The organism is Mucilaginibacter rubeus, assembly GCF_014643835.1.
In the GTDB taxonomy this organism is placed as follows: Bacteria; Bacteroidota; Bacteroidia; order Sphingobacteriales; family Sphingobacteriaceae; genus Mucilaginibacter; species Mucilaginibacter rubeus.
Window position 1 is genome coordinate 31,603 of sequence record NZ_BMKD01000009.1, and the last position, 18,036, is coordinate 49,638.

General features: G+C 43.3%; 13 protein-coding genes. 2 read left to right on the plus strand and 11 right to left on the minus strand.

The genetic code is table 11. The annotated features are described in order from the left end of the window. Positions 1–4: 4 nt before the first annotated feature. From gldG to IEX80_RS23990, 6 genes are all read right to left on the minus strand, one after another. Positions 5–2,401, minus strand: a complete 2,397-nt coding sequence (gene gldG, locus IEX80_RS23965; protein WP_188834395.1) for a gliding motility-associated ABC transporter substrate-binding protein GldG — start codon at positions 2,399–2,401, stop codon at positions 5–7. A gap of 299 nt (positions 2,402–2,700) precedes the next feature. Beyond that, positions 2,701–3,291: a hypothetical protein gene (locus IEX80_RS23970; RefSeq protein WP_188834396.1), complete on the minus strand. Its 591-nt coding sequence runs from the start codon at positions 3,289–3,291 to the stop codon at positions 2,701–2,703. A 72-nt stretch (positions 3,292–3,363) separates the two neighbouring features. Continuing rightward, entirely contained in the window at positions 3,364–3,873 is a 510-nt protein-coding gene (locus IEX80_RS23975; RefSeq protein ID WP_176625038.1) for a hypothetical protein, read from the minus strand. A 103-nt stretch (positions 3,874–3,976) separates the two neighbouring features. Continuing rightward, the gene (locus IEX80_RS23980; protein WP_112654104.1) at positions 3,977–4,483 is read right to left on the minus strand and encodes an outer membrane beta-barrel protein; all 507 of its coding nucleotides are present in this window, start codon (positions 4,481–4,483) and stop codon (positions 3,977–3,979) included. A gap of 181 nt (positions 4,484–4,664) precedes the next feature. Next, a complete protein-coding gene (locus IEX80_RS23985) occupies positions 4,665–5,372 on the minus strand; it encodes an ATP-binding cassette domain-containing protein (RefSeq protein WP_188834397.1) in 708 nt (235 codons plus the stop codon). Positions 5,373–5,822: 450 nt separating this feature from the next. Next, entirely contained in the window at positions 5,823–6,488 is a 666-nt protein-coding gene (locus IEX80_RS23990; RefSeq protein ID WP_188834398.1) for an FAD-binding oxidoreductase, read from the minus strand. A gap of 385 nt (positions 6,489–6,873) precedes the next feature. Between IEX80_RS23990 and IEX80_RS23995 the strand changes: the two genes are divergently transcribed. Together IEX80_RS23995 and IEX80_RS24000 are read left to right on the plus strand one after the other, a co-directional pair. Beyond that, complete coding sequence (locus tag IEX80_RS23995; RefSeq protein WP_188834399.1) at positions 6,874–8,355, plus strand: glycine--tRNA ligase; 1,482 nt, start codon at positions 6,874–6,876, stop codon at positions 8,353–8,355. Positions 8,356–8,556: 201 nt separating this feature from the next. Continuing rightward, positions 8,557–9,678: an AI-2E family transporter gene (locus IEX80_RS24000; RefSeq protein ID WP_090529820.1), complete on the plus strand. Its 1,122-nt coding sequence runs from the start codon at positions 8,557–8,559 to the stop codon at positions 9,676–9,678. A 91-nt stretch (positions 9,679–9,769) separates the two neighbouring features. On the opposite strand, the gene IEX80_RS24005 is transcribed toward IEX80_RS24000, so the two are convergent. From IEX80_RS24005 to IEX80_RS24025, 5 genes are all read right to left on the minus strand, one after another. Beyond that, positions 9,770–11,098, minus strand: a complete 1,329-nt coding sequence (locus tag IEX80_RS24005) for a M16 family metallopeptidase (protein WP_229701743.1) — start codon at positions 11,096–11,098, stop codon at positions 9,770–9,772. A gap of 20 nt (positions 11,099–11,118) precedes the next feature. Beyond that, positions 11,119–12,498: a M16 family metallopeptidase gene (locus IEX80_RS24010; RefSeq protein ID WP_229701744.1), complete on the minus strand. Its 1,380-nt coding sequence runs from the start codon at positions 12,496–12,498 to the stop codon at positions 11,119–11,121. A 134-nt stretch (positions 12,499–12,632) separates the two neighbouring features. Beyond that, positions 12,633–13,331, minus strand: coding sequence for a hypothetical protein (locus tag IEX80_RS24015; RefSeq protein WP_188834401.1), 699 nt, complete (start codon positions 13,329–13,331; stop codon positions 12,633–12,635). Positions 13,332–13,484: 153 nt separating this feature from the next. Next, a complete protein-coding gene (locus tag IEX80_RS24020) occupies positions 13,485–15,464 on the minus strand; it encodes a T9SS type B sorting domain-containing protein (protein ID WP_188834402.1) in 1,980 nt (659 codons plus the stop codon). A 55-nt stretch (positions 15,465–15,519) separates the two neighbouring features. Next, the gene (locus IEX80_RS24025; protein ID WP_188834403.1) at positions 15,520–17,970 is read right to left on the minus strand and encodes a DUF5686 and carboxypeptidase regulatory-like domain-containing protein; all 2,451 of its coding nucleotides are present in this window, start codon (positions 17,968–17,970) and stop codon (positions 15,520–15,522) included. Positions 17,971–18,036 lie beyond the last annotated feature (66 nt).

An 18,036-nucleotide genomic window follows, 5' to 3' on the forward strand; every position in this document is an offset into this window, starting at 1 on the left:
AAATTTAACGGGCATACTTTTGCCTGCGTAAATAATGTTGAAAAATAGCACATATTAACACTAAAATCAGCGGTGCAACAGTATTAACCAGCTGCCAGTACAATTTTTCGCCGCGGATACGTGCCCTGTCCAGCAGGCGGATCTTAATTTCCTTGGTACGCAGGGCTATCAGCCCCGAGTCGTCGGTCATGTAATCGGCTATGTTAAGCAGCAGGTTTTTATTACCGTAGGTTTGATGGGTATAATGATCATAACCCAGCGGATAAGGCGAACCATCGCTGCCTACCTGATTCTTTAAAATATCACCATCGCTAATCACTATCATTTTGGTAGGCTCGCTTTGTTGCTTTATGGCAACTTGCTCTTTAAGCCCTTCGGGCAGCGGACGGTTTTGCCAGTCGCTTACAAAACTGCCTTCCAATAATACACCCGTTATTTTAGGTGTACTTTGAAATTCTTTAGGGTTTGGCTCCTGCTCCAAAGCCTGCAATGATAATATGTGCGGAGCTGTTAACTTTTTATTATAGGGCGATGAGGTTAGCAACACCGTTTTATTTACATTTTTGGTATCGAGGATATCAATAGTGCTTGCAAACTCGCTGCCGATGCCGTCCAAATTTTTCACCACCGGGTGTTTGCTTAGCGGAATAAATACCGGGTAATACAGCCATGGCAGCATCTGGATCTGCGCCTGCCCGCCAACATTGCCGGTGCTGATGGGAATTTGCGAGCAGTTCATATCAGCAATCAGATCATAATTGATACGGATGCCGTAACGGAAAAGCTGATCATCCAGGTTAAGCTGTTTTGGGAAAGCAAGCTGCTCGCCGCCATGCCCGCGAAGGCTATCCAATTCGGCGCTAACCTGGTCAATAGTCCACAATACCCGGCCTCCGTGCATGATATACTGATCAAGCTTAAATTTCTCTATTTCCGAAAACTTTTGATCTGGTTTAGCTATCACCAGCAATTTGATCTTTTGCAGATCGGCAAAGGAAATTGCATTCAAATCAACCCGGCCTACCTGGAAACCATCGGCAAGGGTTTTCATGGCATCGTTCAGTTGTAAATCGGTTAGTTCATGATGGCCTTCGGTAAAGCCGATTTGCGGCCTGCCCCCGTTAACCGCTTTTTTTATGGCCGATGAAAATGCATATTCCAGGTTTTGGATAGAGTTATTCAGTACTTCATCGGGCGAGAGGCCTATCCTGCTCAGCAATAGCTTTACCGGGATATCCTTACCATCTGCCGATACCAACGCCGACGGAAATATAAGCTTTTGGCTTACGCCATTATCAGTTTTAACGCTCAGGTTGGTTGGCTCAACACCTTCGGCAGCCATGTTTTGGATCACTTCGTTCTGCTGATCGTTGTTTAAACCTTTCAATGGGTCACGAAACTCGAACTGAATTTTACCTTTACTGTAAGCTTGCAAATCGCTCAGCATATCGCGTGTAGCGCTTTGCAGGCGTTTAAAGCCGCCCGGCAGGTTATCGCCCTGTAAATACACCACCACTTTTACTTTTTTAGGCAGCTTATCCATGATTTGCCTACTGATGGACGATATGGTATAACGCTTTTCGGCAGTAAAATCAAAACGGGTAAAAGTAAATGATGACAGGATCCCCAGAAAAAACAAAACTCCTAAAACGCCGATCATCACAGTACCGCCTACCCCCTTTTGGCGCTGCTTTGCCAGCACAAACAGGGTAAGCCATATAAATATACCGGTGGTGATGATGAAATAAACCAGGTCGCGGGTATCCAGCACACCACGGCTTACCGAATCATAGTGCTGGGTGATACCTAAATTCTGCAATCCCAGGTCCTGCAATGAGAGCAACTGACTAATTGAATCAAACCCACTGTAAAAAAAGAAACACAGAAAAACGGATATCGTAAAGGCAATGATCTGATTTTTAGTGATGGATGAGGTAAACAAACCTATCCCCACAAATACTGCTCCCAATAAAAACAAACCGATGTATGAGCCTATCACTGCGCCGGTATCAATATTGCCCTGCGGCATGCCCAATGCACTTACCGAATAATAGTAAACCAATGTGGGCAGTAAAGCAAAAAGTACTATTAACAAACAGGCAAGGTATTTGCCCAGTACTATTTCCCAATCTTTTAAAGGGCGGGTAAACAGCAGTTCAAAAGTGCCTTCCTTACGCTCTTCGGCAAGGGAGCGCATGGTAATGGCCGGGATCAGGAACATGAACAGGTACGGCGCAGTGCTGAACAAGCTTTCGAGCCCGGCATACCCGTACTCCAGTATACTTGAATCAGGGAATACCCACAAAAACAGGCCAAGCACCAGTAAAAATACACCGATGGTAACATAGGCCACCAGCGAACTGAGGTAGGATACTATTTCTTTTTTAAGGATACTCAGCACGTTATATTATATTGTATTAAGCGCCGAAATTACAACAATAATGCGCCAAAGCAAAGTGTGCTCGGATATCGGGGAGAGATATCGGATTTAATTATTTTAAAACCCCTTTGCGGGTTTAAGCGTGGACGCTCCTTTTAAAGCGTAGTTCAAGCGAAGGACGCTTGAACTTGCCGGGGGACTTTTGAGCTTGTGGGGCAACACTACTGCAACTGCCACTTTAATATCTGCTACTAAAACCTCTGTCCGTCCGTTTCCAGGACCCAACCACCTGTGGCCAAAAGCCGGACAACTACCCAATCCTAAAACCTATACTTATAAGCCACATTTAACACCAACTGATTAATAGCATGGTCGTAATCGGTATTCTTGTATCCCCTTTCAAATTGCAAACCAAAATCGAGCCCGTGATGAGGGCCAATAGGCGCAACAGCTCCTGCCCCTCCTGCGTAAATAAATGAGGTACGTGCTCTACTATTGATGCTGAAAGCGCTGCCTGTTTCGGCATTTACATAAAGGTATTTTGTAAAGTAATATTTCAAACCCGCGGTTAGCGGCAGGTAAGCATACAGATCATGATAGTGGTCATCGTAGAAAACGTTTGACGAGTTGCTTGAAAATAAATACTGCGGGGTTGATGCGGTAAAAACAAAGCCGGTGCCGACTGTAAAATGCAGGGTTTCGGTGATCGGCTTTTCCAGCTTCAGGTTAACGCTAAAGCCGGCATCTACATTAAAATCGGTACCGTTATCATTGCGGTAATTCATGTTAAGCGGAGCTATTATTCCAGACCCTGCACTTAACGATGTTTGTTCGCCACGCTGCGCTTTGGCTACAAATGAAAATACAGTAAACAATAAAATGAATGTGATGTGGATAGGTTTATAAGTCATGTTATGTAAGATTACAGGTGCTATTTAACGAAAATACGCCCTTCTGCAATATATCGGCTAAAAATAAAATATTTACCTGCCAAATCTGTAAGCAAATCTGATAGCTGTTTGCTGCAAGGTATGGGCCGACCAGCTTTCATACCTCAAGCCCAATTCAAAATTGCGGCTATCGGTACCGGTAGGGATCATGATTGCCGGGCCAATGGAAAAGGCGAACAATTTACGCTCGTCATAATTAAGTTCGATGGCGCTACCTGCTTCGGCCTCAAAAAACACGCCCGAACCTACATTATACCGTACACCTGCTTTTATCGGTACAAAGACATCACCGCCCGAATGGCCGTAGTTAAAAGGCGAATCTTTGCGAAAGAAACTGCTGAACCCCGCTGTGAGCGTTAGGCTTACCGGGCTTACAACAGGTTGCTCTAACTTTAGCGATGCACCAACACCTACATTGTACAAACTGCGCGATGGAATACCAAATTCAACCCCGGCACTAAAAGCGGTAGAAGGTTTCGGTACATCCTGGGCATAGGTTTTAAAAGCAGGGAGGATAAGGAACAGCAATAACAGTTTTTTCATATCGGGCCGAAAATACAATATTGCCCGGCTAATAATTATGAAGAAAAACAATAAGCCCGGAAAACATTTCCCGGGCTTATTCTAAAGGTTGACAGTAGTTTAATTAAAACCTAAAAGCTACGCGCAATGCAACCTGGCTTGTAGTGCCGTTTTTTGACCAGGCTTCGTAACGTACACCAGCTTCCAGTCCACCTGCAAAGCTATAGCCTACACCAGGTGAGTAAGCAAACGCGGTGCCGGCACCACTTTCTGTACCGAATACCGCACCCAACTGACCTTCGGCAAAAAAGGCATCGTCAAAATAATATTTAACGCCTGCTTTAACCGGGATAAAACCCGCTCCTGATTTACCAAAAAAATCTTTGATCTCTTTTTTATATAGGAAACGTGTATAACCTGCCGAACCTGTTAAAAATAACTGATCGGCAATTGGATGATCATACTTCAATGAGCCGCCAATAGCGAAGTTTGAAATCTTGTGGGCGTCACCAACAGGCAAACCTGCATCAACACCAATACTGAATTTTCCGCCGTCTGAATTTGCTGATTGAGCGTGGGCCGCGATAGCGGTAAAGCCTAAAAAGGCTAATGATAATAATAGTTTTTTCATATAACAATAATGTAATAAAGTTTGGCATGGCGGGGTACCTCCGCCTTGCCGGTTCGCCTATATAGATGTTACAAACCAGCAATTCGTTACAAAAAATGTTAAAAAAATATTAAATGGGTAATAGTTATAGATAATAATTACTCCACTACGTCCTTTCGGATACGGAGCGATGATTTGTTTTTTAATTATTGGTAAGGCTGATAAACACCTCCTCCAACGATTTGCCGCCGTTGTTTTTCCGGAGTTGCTGCAGCGTATCATTGGCTACGATAATTCCTTTATTAATGATAATCACCTGGCTGCAAACGGCTTCAACCTCCTGCATAATGTGGGTTGATAGTACAATGGTTTTGCTTTTACCCAAATCGAGGATCAGCTGGCGGATCCCTATCAGTTGGTTTGGATCGAGGCCGGAAGTTGGCTCATCCAGTATCAGTACTTCCGGGTCATGCAGCATGGCCTGTGCCAGCCCTACCCTTTGACGATAGCCTTTGGATAGCTGCCCTATCTTTTTATGCTGCTCGGGGCCGAGGCCTGTTTGTTCAATAATATCGGCCATACGTTTGGCAGGTTCATGAATTTTATGGATGCCCGCAACAAAGCCCAGCGATTCTTTAACATACATATCCGTATACAGCGGGTTACTTTCAGGCAGGTAACCGATACGGCGTTTAACCTCAAGTGGCTGCTTAGCCACATCAAACCCACACACAGATGCCATACCCGATGTTTGCGGGATAAAGCCGGTAAGGATTTTCATGGTGGTTGATTTACCTGCACCATTAGGCCCTAAAAAACCTAATACACCCGGCTGGGCAGTAAAACTGATGCCATCAACAGCCTTTTGTACACCATAAACCTTGGTTAATGCCTCAACACTGATACTCATGGCTGTAAAAATATGCTTTAGATATGAGATTTGAGACGGGAGATTTGAGATTCATGCAAAGCGGAGAGTTCTTTTGTGGTGTCCGTCCGTCTAGAGGAGCCGGTTCGCTGCAAACCATTCCGGATGGTAGTTTACAGCCTAAAAATCAGAAGATTGTTATGTACCTCAAAGGTTAAAAAGTTCATGTGAATGTCATTCTGAAAACCTTTTGAGGCGATAAGGCAACATATACTTTGTAAAAAACGTATTACAATTCAATAGTTTATAAAGCTTGTCTGCTTTTGTCCTTCGGAGTATGATCCCCGGGGCGGACGGACAACAGTACAGCTTTATAAATGCCAACCAATAATAAAGGTGTTTTGCAGAGGCGCACCACATGTGTCTGTAATATGCAGGGATAACATGCAAGACAAAGCATAGAAGACCTCACGTGATGCGTCTCCGCATAAACTACCTTTCAAATACCACGGAGTCACTATCAGCTCCGAGTTGCCCTAATATGTCACTGAGCTCAGTAACCATCGCGTCAGGGCCGCATATATAAAAATGCTTTGAGAAATCTTTTATTTCAGCTTTCAGAAATTTGGCATCTATGCGCCGTTGATCATACATACTGTCCTTTTGGCCGGTAATAGTAAAATGCGCGTTTGCACCAAGGATGCTTTTCAGTTCATCCCTCAAAATGATATCCTTATCAGTTTTATTGGAAAAGAAAAGCTTGTTATCGGCAATTGAACCATCTCTATTTAATTGCCTTAGTATAGCCAAAAAAGGGGTAATACCTGCACCACCTGCAATAAAGTAACCGGGTCCTTTATATTCAATAGCCCCCCAAACGTCGCGAATAATAAGCTCATCACCTTCATTAACCTTGCTTAGCCTATTGGTAACACCATCATGGTCGGTATAAGTTTTTATGGTAAACTCAAGATAATTATCATCGTTAAGGCAAGTAAAAGTAAAGGGACGTGTTTCATTACGCCAGCCCTCCATATTGATTGATAATTCGGTAGCCTGACCCGGAATAAAGCTGTAACCGGCAGGTTTTTCAAGCCTGAATTGCCTCACATTGTGGGTAACATATTTTGCGGAAAGTATTTTTACGATTTGTTCCATTTGTGATCGGTATCGCAGGCTTAATACAATAATAATGCAAAACAGCCAATAGTTTATAACTATTGACAATAATTGTAGATGGTTTACAAATTATGAGAAATGGCTGACTGAATATGCGGAATATATGAAGGTAAGGTTTCTCAAAAGTTAACACCCCTTAAAGCATCGTTTGATAACAAACAATGAATGCAATCCTATTTACTGGACTGGTTTGTATAGTTATGAATGCTCTCTCCATACGCGTTCAGAAAAAAAGATACCTGGAAATAAGGTTTTATTAGAAGCAGCTTTTAAGAAAACGATATTTTTAGGTAACACTTATCTCAAAGTAAATCCGAAATCGAAATTCCCAAATCCGAAATCAAAAATTATCTTTGCAGCTATTATGAGCAAATCAACCGACGAACTTTTTAAAAATGTTATATCGCACGCCAAGGAATATGGCTTTGTTTTCCCTTCCAGCGAGATTTATGATGGCTTAAGCGCAGTTTATGATTATGGCCAAAATGGCGCCGAACTCAAAAACAACATCAAAACCTACTGGTGGAAAGCCATGGTGCAAATGAATGATAACATTGTAGGCATTGATTCGGCCATATTTATGCACCCTAAGATCTGGAAAGCAAGCGGTCACGTTGATGGCTTCAGCGACCCGATGATCGACAACAAAGACTCCAAAAAACGCTACCGCGCCGACCAATTGCTGGAAGACAAGATAGCTAAATACGACAGCGAAGGCAAAACCGATAAAGCTGAACAACTGCAGCATGACATGGATGAGGCCCTGAAAGCCGAAGACCTGACCCGCCTGCGCGATCTGATCATTGAGCATGAAATTGCCTGCCCGGTAAGCGGCACCCGCAACTGGACAGAAGTGCGCCAGTTTAACCTGATGTTCAGCACCCAGATGGGCGCTGTGGCTGATGATGCCGATACCATTTACCTTCGTCCTGAAACCGCGCAGGGGATCTTTGTAAACTACCTTAACGTGCAAAAATCGGGCAGGATGAAAATCCCTTTCGGTATTGCGCAAATAGGTAAAGCTTTCCGTAACGAGGTTATTGCCCGCCAGTTCATTATCCGCATGCGCGAGTTTGAACAAATGGAGATGCAGTTCTTTGTTCGCCCCGGCACACAAAAAGAGTGGTTTGACCGGTGGAAAGAAGCCCGCTTAAAATGGCACCTTGCACTGGGTACCGATGCTGCCAAATACCGTTACCATGAGCACACCAAACTGGCCCACTACGCTGATGCCGCTTATGATATTGAGTTTGAGTTTCCGTTTGGTTTTAAAGAGGTTGAAGGGATCCACAGTCGTACCAATTTCGATTTAAGCCAGCACGAAAAATTTTCGGGCAAAAAACTTCAATACTTTGACCCCGAGGTTGATCCTGAAACAGGTAAGCCTTTTGGCAACTATGTACCTTACGTAATTGAAACATCGATAGGTTTAGACAGGATGTTCCTGCTTACCATGATCAATGCTTACGAAGAGGAAGACCTAAGCACCGAAGATAAACAGGACAGCCGCACTGTGTTACGCCTGCACCCTTGCCTGGCACCGGTTAAAGCCGCTATTTTCCCGCTTACTAAAAAAGATGGCCTGCCCGAAAAAGCACGCGAGATCATGGATAAACTAAAACTCGACTTCAATATCCAGTACGAAGAAAAAGACGCTATCGGTAAACGCTATCGCAGGCAGGATGCTATCGGCACGCCTTTCTGCATCACGGTAGATCATCAAACCTTAGAAGATAACACCGTAACTATCCGCCACCGCGACAGCATGGCCCAGGAACGCGTTCCTGCCGATCAGTTGGATAAGATCATCGGCGATTTGGTTAGCTGGCGGAATGTGTTGAGTTAGTAGAGTTAATAGATTAACAAGTAATCATAATATGTCCAAAGCCTGCATTAACCGTGCAGGCTTTTTTGCAATTCCCGACAAGCTGTTTCGTTCACAAAACGGACGGACACCATACCAACCCAATCTGCATCCCTCCGGGCTAATTATCGGCGAAGCAAACAATTGTTTGTCTTGTTCCTTTCAGTGTAAAATCCTGCGTCTATGCCTGCTGTTAAAGAATACCCCTTTTACCTTAAAAGTACTGTTATACTTTTTGGATTGATATTATTGGTTTACGTGTTTGCCCAACTGGCAGATGTGATGATCCCGCTTGCCTTTTCGGCTTTTATTGCTATTTTGCTTAACCCTGTTAGCAACTGGCTGCAGGAACATAAAGTGCCCAAAATTTTGTCTATATGCCTGGCTATGCTGCTTGGCGCTATTTTACTGACAGGGTTGTTCTATTTTCTTTCTACCCAGATCATCCAGTTTGGAGATTCGCTGCCCACGCTTAAAAAGAAGTTTGGTGAAATGTTCATCACCTTTAAAGACTGGGTAGCTACCACATTTAACTACTCAGTTCAAAAGCAGGATAAGCTTATCAAAGACGCTATGGATAACAGCCAGGCGCTGGTAGGCCGCACACTTGGCAATGTGTTAAGCACGTTTGGGTTGATATTTGTGGTACCCGTATATGTTTTCCTGGTATTGTTTTACAAAACCCTGCTCCTGAATTTTATTTACGAAGTATTTTCTGAAGAAAACTCCAAACAGGTTGCCGATGTTTTGAAAGAAACCAAATCGGCCATCCAAAGCTATATCCAGGGTTTATTGATTGAGATGGTGATAGTTGCTGTCATGAATTCGCTGGCCCTGATATTACTGGGTGTTAAGTATGGCATCCTGATAGGTGTAATAGGCGCTATCCTTAACCTGCTGCCCTACCTGGGCGGCATTATAGCCATCTCACTTCCCGTGCTGATGGCAACGGTTACCAAAGACGGTTACACAACGCAGTTAGGAGTGATCATAGCTTATCTTGTTATCCAGTTTATTGATAATAATATCCTGGTACCGCGCATTGTGTCATCAAAAGTGCAGATCAACGCGCTTATCTCCATTGTGGTTGTGTTGTTAGGCAATTTACTTTGGGGCTTATCGGGCATGTTTCTTTCCATTCCATTTGTAGCAGTCCTCAAAATCATCTTCGACAGGATTGACACCCTGAAACCCTGGGGCAAACTCCTCGGCGATACTGTACCCACCAGACCTAAAGGGGCCGGCTGGACTAAAACCAGGAAAAAAGCGGTGCTGCCGGAGGATGAGGTGAAAGGCAAAAGCTGAAAGGCGAAAGGCCAAAAACAAAAGGCGAAAGGTTAAAGATGAGCACAGATACAGCTACCTTTAACCTTTCGCCTTTAACCTTTTACCTAAATTAGTGCATCACCGGATTATCTCCATTATGCAGTGTACCGTTAATATACAGCAATTGATTTACCTTTTTAGGATCGCCCTGGTATACCCATACAATATTGTTGATATACTTACGGAATGCATTGCTCACATCATCGGGAGTGAGTTTCTTTACATCATCAACCAGGGTTAATGAACGTTTCCAGTTATCATGCAATACTTCATTTGCTGCTATTGATGATGCCTGGGCGCTGTTGGTTTCGTTTTTATAGTAAAAACCGGTAAGGTAAGTAACCTTCATATCGGCTACATCTTCAGGTTTAAAACCTTCGCGTTTAATTTTATCAACCAGCTTATCAAACACAGCTATGTATTTATCAGGCTCGGTTGTTGAAACAGAGAACTTGGCAGTTGAGGTTTGACCCGCGCTAAACCATGCCTGTGGGGCATATGACAAACCGTTATTAGTACGTACCTCTAAAAAGTGCATGTTCGAGAAGATGCGCATGGCTACATTAAAAGCGTTAAAATCGGGCGTACCGGCGGCAGGACCACTGGCGATACCTTCTACATAATTGGTAGCCAAATCACGTTTTTCAACATTGATGCTGTTTTTGTCGGCCCTGAAAGTCGATTTTTTAAACGCGAAAGCCGGGCCTTGTTTAATACCGCTCAGCATACCCTTTACTTTAGCTTCAATAGCAGCCTGGTCAAGATCGGCAACCACAACAATTACCATGCGAGATTTGGTCAGTATCGACTGATAATAAGCCTTTGTTTCGGCAGGGGTTAAGGCTGTAACAATAGCTACGGTCCCGCTTGGGTCTTTAGCGTAGTTGGTGCCAGCAAAGGCTACCTTATCGGCATACTTATCAATGGCATTATCGGGCTGTGAATCTTCTTGCTTAATGTTATTGATGGCATCCTGCTTAATGCGCGCAAACTCCTTTTCGTCAAACTTCGGCTGGGTTATAGCCTCCACATATAAAGGCCAAACCACGTCAAAGTCGCCTTTAATACAGTTCATGCGCACTACCGAATAGTTTTTGTTGCTGCTGCCGTAAACGGTGGCGCTTACTTTATCCAGCTCATCTTTAAAGCTGTTTTTATCGTGCTTTAAAGTACCGCATTCGGTAAGGGCGCTCATTGCCAGCGACTCAATACCCGCTTTGGTAGCCGGGTAGTTTTGCACGCCGCCTTTTATGATGGTTTGTACTTCAACAATATCGTTGCCGCTTGGCTGTACAATAACCTTTACGCCATCTACCGTGGTTTCATAGGCCTGTTTTTGCGCCTTGGCTGTATTCCCTATAGCCGCTGCTACCAGCAGGGCAATTATATATTTTTTCATCATGATGAGGTAGTTTTAAATTACTTGGCTGCAAAAAATGAAGCCGCGTTTACTGTTTTATTTAACTCGGGCGCTATGATCATACCGGCAGCATATGGCTTGCCAATTACGTAAGTCTCCAGGTACTTTTTAATATCGGCACGGGTAACTTTCTGATAGTTGGCATCAAGGTCGGTATAAAAATTAAACGAGGTGCTGCACCACTGGTAGCTGATCTGGCTTGGCAATGATGAAGGTTTTTCTTTAGCTTTAATGTCATTACGGTGCAGGATAGCTTTAGCAGTAGCCATTTGCTCGTCGGTAAAATAGTCGTCCTTGTTCCACATATTTACCTGGTTCATTAACTCGGTATAGCATTCTTTAAGCTTGTTAGGGTTAGGCACCACGAAAATATCGATAGGGCCTACATAACGGCTGGTAGTGTAGTTTACATAGACACCGCTGGCCAAACCTTTATCAACCAATGCCTGCTGCAGTTTTGATGAGTTTAAGCCCACAATGGTCGAAAACACATCGGCAGCAACAGTTGAAGCTGAATCCGTTGGATATGAAGGCCCCTGCCAGGTAAACTCCATATAAGGTGTTTGGGCAATGGTGGCTTCCTTTACAAAATACTCAGGTTTGGTTAAAGGCTTAAATGCGGGTATAGGGAATTTGGTTTGCGGGTCGAAACCACTGTTGGCCCAGTCGCCAAAAATGCTTTCGGCAAGGGCAAAAGCGTTATCATGCTTAACATCGCCGCAAATAGTCAGCAAGCTATTGTTAGGAAAATAATATTTATCCTTAATGATCATCATTTTTTCGGGAGTAGCCGTGTTGATCACTTCGTGCACTCCGATAGGGTTTTTGCGGGTAATGAGATCACCCCAAAGCTTTTGCTGCATGCCATACCAAAGCTGGAAACCAGGATCGCTTTCGGCTCGCTGAAATTCGCCGTCAACCACCGGGCGCTCTTTTTTCATATCCTCCTCGCGGTAAATTGGGAAACGGATAGCCGCGTTCATGAACTTTAACCCTGCTTTAAGACTGTCCCTGTCAAAAGTGAAGTAGTAATTTACGCGCTCAGTATTAGTGGTACCGTTCCAGATAGCGCCGAGCTCCTGCGTACGTTTTAAAAACTTCTCCTGGGTTGGATAATCTTTATTGGCTTTGAAAAACATGTGCTCAAACAGGTGCGACAGGCCGCTGAACTCCGGCCCCTCTGTGTAAGCACCGTTTTTTACAGCTATTTCAATGGTAGTTAAAGGTACTTTGCTGTTTTCAATCACCAGCACATCCAGGCCGTTTGGCAATGTTTTAAGGAAGTAGCCTTCCGGCAACCTCACCTGGGCATTAGCAATGCCGGCGCTAAAAACCGCGGCCATGCCTAATGCAAAAATTTTGATAAAATTTCGGTTCATATATTTACAATATTTTTAACACTATAAATATATCGGTATAATCTTAAACAAGTGAAATGATTTAACCGCTTATCCCTGATTTTTCAAGACGAAATTAAGCCTGTGGTGATTTTGGCATATTTACAAAGCAGCAATTAAATACCGGCTTTAATACTATTATAAGGCAAACCCATGTCATGAGCAGCATATTGGGTAAGCACACTGTCTTTTATAATAATATAATCGCCGGCCTGACTGACATGGAGTTTTTCAATGCCATCGCGGTTATCCATGAGGGGAATGGTACGGGATACTACTGTACCCGTGGTATCAAGCTCAATAATATAAGTTTCTTTTTTACCCCCTGCCATATCAGTAAACGGAACAATAACAGTATGGTTATTATCGTCAATAAACCTGCCTATGATATTTTTCCCGTCGAGGTCGGCAGGGTTTAAACCAAGCAGGTATTTTGCTTTTTCGGGCGACAGTCCCAGTATGTTTAATCTAACGGTATTGCCATCAGCATCCTTAGTGGTATCCTGTATGGTAACTTTATCCCCTTGCGGATAGCGGGCTACGGCATAAAAGGTATTAGCACCGGTACTTTTATCACTATGACCGGGAAGCAAAAAGTTAAGCTGCAGGTTGCTCAACTTAGCGCTGTCGGCTTTAATTTGCGAGGTGATGCTTAGCAGTTCGGCCCATTTAAGCCTGCCATCTATTTTAACGGTTAACTGGGTGGCTGTATCTGATTTGGTAACCCTTGATATGGTGTAATGCGGCACATTTTTTTTAGTGCAGCCAAAAGCTACAAGCATGATTATTAAGCAAGCGAAGATATTCTTGATCATGTGGCAAAGTTAAACCGTTGGTTTGAATTTGATGACGTTGATTTCGCTGATTTTTTTGCCGCGGTTATAATATCCATTTGCAGCAACACTGATCATGGAAAAACAGACTAAGCCTGTCATTTAGCTCGCCTATTGTAAACAAACACATTTAAGCTACCTCAGCAAGGTTACATGTCCCTTTTGAACCTCAACCTGTCCATCGCCCATGGTATAGTTGCATAACCAGTAGTAAACACCCGTAGGCACAGGTTTCCCATTATAATTGCCATTCCAACCATCATATATACTTTCCGACTCAAATAGCCGCTGACCCAGGCGGTTAAAAACCGTAAGTTTATACGCTATGGGATTACTGCTTTGATTGGGCCTGAATAAGTCGTTTACGCCATCGCCGTTGGGTGTAAAAGTATTGAAAAACGTAACCGGCTCACATGAATCCTGCGTTATCGTTATATCCAATTCGGTAATGATACAACCTTGCTTGTCCAGCAGGACAAAGTGGTTGGTGCCGGCGCTGAGGCCCCTTATTGTTTCATCGGGTGTATAATTTTGGTCGCCATGCTTAATAGTGCCGATAGCTACCCCTTCTACATAGGTGTTAAACTTTACCTGTCCCGCTAATGTACAAATCGCGTTTTTAGCGGTATATGATACGTAGGGTTTGGTCAAGGTAAAATCAGGTACAGTAACTTGTTTTTCAACCGGGGACCCGCCAGATGAAGTGATTACTAATTGATAGGTACCCGGTAGCATCCTGTTAAAAACGCCGGTAGTATTGCTTATACCGTTTAAGCTATATGTATAATTATCCGGATGAACTGCTGTGAGCACTGTAACACTTGCTTCGCCGTAAAAGTCGCATTCGGGCTTGATGACAATATCATTTACAACAATTGGCGGGCATACTTCCTGTACGAGGGTGCAATCTTTTTCGTACAGCAAACAGCCATTTGGTGTTATAATTGAAAAGTGATAAAAACCCGGGATTAAATTTGCAAAAACATGGTCAATGGGGTAAACCGCGTTGTTATATTGTACCCGGTATAACGCTTTATCGGCGTTTGTTTCCAATTTAATCGAACCCGCGATATCACAAACCGGATCCGTTTTATTAAAAGTAACAACGGGGTCTTGTAGTGAAAAATCAGGAATAGTGAATGGAAATATTTTAGGCTCTTCACCACCAAATGAGGTAATAGTAACCTGGTAATTACCAGGAGGCAGGTTATCAAAAATACCCGTTGTGTTACTTTCTCCGGTATTAAGTTTGTAAGTGTATTGATTTCCGTGTGGGGCGCAAATAATTTCGGCCCGCCCTTTATTCACCACATTGCACTCCCGGGTCACATTAATGCTTTGAAGCTTAATTACCGGTATTTCACCTGTTTCAACAGTACTGCCGGCATCATAAACTATATAGGGCAGTGAACCGGCAATACCTTTTATATGCATATTTTTCAGGTCGAGCTCTATAAGCTCCGACTTGCTATTGTTTACATCAATAGCATATACCGTTACAGCCCCCCTGGAAGCTACCGATGTTAAACCATATACAAACCCATCTGTAATAGGTATAACTAATTTACTTTGGGAGAGATCATCGAGGGAGACTTCGACAATGCCACTATAACTTGCCATATATAGCTTATCGTTATAGAACACAAGATCGCCTGAAGCTCCGTACGGCATGATTCCCAGGTTAACAAGCACGGGATTTTTAGGATCGAGTTTGTACAGCGAATTGAAGTTGGCCATGTACAGAATGCCATTTTTATCAACCGTCATTGAATTCACGAAGGATACCGATGTTAAATACTGGCAATTAGTTACCTGGGGGGTATTACCTCCGGTTATATCAGCTACACTCAATTCACCAGAAGCCTGGGTATAATAAATTTTATTACCCCAAAGTGCAATGGAAAGATACCCCGACCCACAACCGTTAACATTTTTTGAAACCGGGCCGTTAGGGGTAATGGTTACCTGTTGTAAAATTCCCTCTTGAGTAGCGGCATAAAACTGCTGTCCATACACTTTAACAAAAGTTAAAAGTATAACACCAAACAGCAATGCAGCTCTTTTTAGTAAAAGGTTCAAGTTGATGATATGTTCAGGCACAATAGTTTGAGCCAAATATACAGTATTACTAATATCTACACCATATTAAGTGCAATTAATAATTAGCATATTACAAGCTTATCCCAAGCCTTATTGCCGATTTTGCCTCAGTACCTCCATTGTATGATACGCCATACATCAAACGGATATTAAGATATTGCAATCCAAAACCCAGTTCGGTATAGTTTTTAAGCGTGGGAGTGTACAGGTAATTTACGTCCACGATCTCCTGCAGTTTAAACTTGCGGATCAGCGGGATCTTATTGGTGATGAAACCAGAAAAGTTGTGTTCAAAATGCCCTTCAAGATATTTATCAGGCGTACTGAAATCGTAGTAATCCAGTAAGAGAAATCGGTTTAACCTCGGCTTGTATGAAAGCACCTCGTTGCCTGCAAAGTGGAAATAATCGGGGAAGAATACGCTCTTAGCATTCAGGAATTTACCGGCTCCTATAAAAAATGAGCTACTGCCATAAAAACCCATGCTAATATCTGCCCTTGAAATCTCCGCGCTGATTTTATCATAATTAACATCTGAACCCAATACATTGCTGATGCCTTTAGTGTAGTTTAAACTGATGGTTGGATATTTGGATGGCAGATAGCGCCTACCTGAAGGATAGGTTTCGTATTTATTGCTGAAATCATAACTGGCCTGCAGGTTTACGGTGATCGACTGATTTTCGGCGAACAACTGCGTATTATGATCAGGATCCAACGGGTTATTGGACGTAAACTGATGGGCGTGCGGATCAAAAACACTGAATGAAGCCGTGTTTAACAACGATTTACGGTTAGCCCACTCAACCGATGCGCTGCCGCGCAAACCGCCGGTCACCCTGCCCGAAAGTGAAGCCAAAGCAAACTGCTTCTGATACAATTTCTTAAAATTCTGTTGTGCCAACAGGCTGTGAACTGTATTCACAAAGGTAGACATGGGAGCCTGGTTATTCAGGTCAGCTATATCCGAACCACCGCTTAAACCCAGCGTAAACCGTTGCATTACCGGGATAGTCGCACCTGCCGAAGCATTGAACAAATGGTTGGAGAAGCCATACCGAACTTTGCCATTCAGCATAAAATAGCGGTTGTTTACGGTATCAATCAGCTTGCTGTACGATGCGCCGTAATCAAAAGCCAAACCTTCTACTGTGTTATAAAGCAGGGAGCCGATGATTGGATCGTAATGAAAATATTCTTTTTTATAGCGGTTACGGGTGTCAATGCCGGTGAAAAGCAGGTTTACCGGTTTAAATTTATTGTTGGCTTTATCCAGTGAGTCGAGGTACTCTTTTGATTCCCGCTTTTTGGCCAGCTTATCCTTGTTGGTGTAGTCGGTAACCTCTTCGCCGGTAAGCGGAATAGGCCGGGCCTGGTTCCAATAGATTGAATCTTTGCTGATACCCTTGGTGATCCGGAGCACTTCGTTAAAATCGGCTTTGTTTAATGCAGGGTCGAGGTTGTAGTTTTTATAGATCGAAATAAAGTAACCTCCTAATTTAAATCCGAACAAACCTCCTGTAAATTCAAATTTAACAGAGGACGTCATCCATACCTTTTCGCTAACAGGGAAAAACTGCTGGTTAATTTTAAGGGTATCAACAAAATTGATGTTAGCCTTTTTGGTGATGTAAAGCTGCAACCCGTAAATGCGCCAGCTATCATCCAAAATATAAATATACCCCTCAAAACATGGGTCATGTGCCCGTTTAGGGCTCACCTGGATCTTGTTAATAGTTTCGCCATTCTCAACTGAAGTACCTATGTACCTATAGTTATAATAAAACATGGCGTTATCAGCCACCGGCGATACCAGAGGGCGGTTACTCATGCCCTGCCAGGTTTCATAGTTCTGGTAAAAATTAACCGCCATATCCGATGCCCGGTTAAAGCTGAACGCCCTGTTACGGCCCGACACTTTTGACGACACCTGTTCCTCATGCACCTTATCGGGCCTGATAAAGCTGTATTTTGATTCCGACTCAGAAAGGTAAACTATCCCGCGGCGGTTTGAATCAAGGCCGGCTTCACTGGTAGCTTTTTGCACATCAAAACCCATGAAAGTTTTTGGAGCGGCCAATAGTTTTTGTAAGCCTTTGATGTAGATATCGCAGGTATAGGCTTTAACTTCGTTAAGATAGGTTTTGCGTTTTTTAATGGCCTTACGCATAATAGCATAGGCTGGATCTTCAGCTCCTGCATGCACAGTAACATCCTTAAGCTGGTAAGTTTCTGTTTGCAGGCTGATGTTAATAACCTGGTTAGCCGCAAGGTCAACAATTTTGCTTTGCTGGGCATAGCCAACTGCTTTATATTGAATTTCCCGCATGCCGCCATTTAAACGCAGCAGGTAGGTTCCTTCGCTGTTGGCAGATACTCCTATAGTAGTATTTTTTATAAAAACGGATGCAAAGGGGACGGGCTTACCTTCCTGGTTGGTTATTTTACCGCTAATGCTGAATTGCTGGGCATATGAAGAAAAATTGAATATTAAAAATAACGCAACTAAGGCTGGCTTCATTAAGCAGATGTTTATGCTAAGATGAAACTTATTAATTGATTGTTACAGCGCCAAATTGTTAAATAA

Bases quoted from the DNA above. Each gene is read 5' to 3' on its own strand.
- IEX80_RS23970 (WP_188834396.1), bottom strand. From the start codon at position 3,291: ATGACTTATAAACCTATCCACATCACATTCATTTTATTGTTTACTGTA.
- IEX80_RS23975 (WP_176625038.1), bottom strand. From the start codon at position 3,873: ATGAAAAAACTGTTATTGCTGTTCCTTATCCTCCCTGCTTTTAAAACC.
- IEX80_RS23980 (WP_112654104.1), bottom strand. From the start codon at position 4,483: ATGAAAAAACTATTATTATCATTAGCCTTTTTAGGCTTTACCGCTATC.
- IEX80_RS23985 (WP_188834397.1), bottom strand. From the start codon at position 5,372: ATGAGTATCAGTGTTGAGGCATTAACCAAGGTTTATGGTGTACAAAAG.
- IEX80_RS23990 (WP_188834398.1), bottom strand. From the start codon at position 6,488: ATGGAACAAATCGTAAAAATACTTTCCGCAAAATATGTTACCCACAAT.
- IEX80_RS23995 (WP_188834399.1), top strand. From the start codon at position 6,874: ATGAGCAAATCAACCGACGAACTTTTTAAAAATGTTATATCGCACGCC.
- IEX80_RS24000 (WP_090529820.1), top strand. From the start codon at position 8,557: ATGCCTGCTGTTAAAGAATACCCCTTTTACCTTAAAAGTACTGTTATA.
- IEX80_RS24005 (WP_229701743.1), bottom strand. From the start codon at position 11,098: ATGAAAAAATATATAATTGCCCTGCTGGTAGCAGCGGCTATAGGGAAT.
- IEX80_RS24010 (WP_229701744.1), bottom strand. From the start codon at position 12,498: ATGAACCGAAATTTTATCAAAATTTTTGCATTAGGCATGGCCGCGGTT.
- IEX80_RS24015 (WP_188834401.1), bottom strand. From the start codon at position 13,331: ATGATCAAGAATATCTTCGCTTGCTTAATAATCATGCTTGTAGCTTTT.
- IEX80_RS24025 (WP_188834403.1), bottom strand. From the start codon at position 17,970: ATGAAGCCAGCCTTAGTTGCGTTATTTTTAATATTCAATTTTTCTTCA.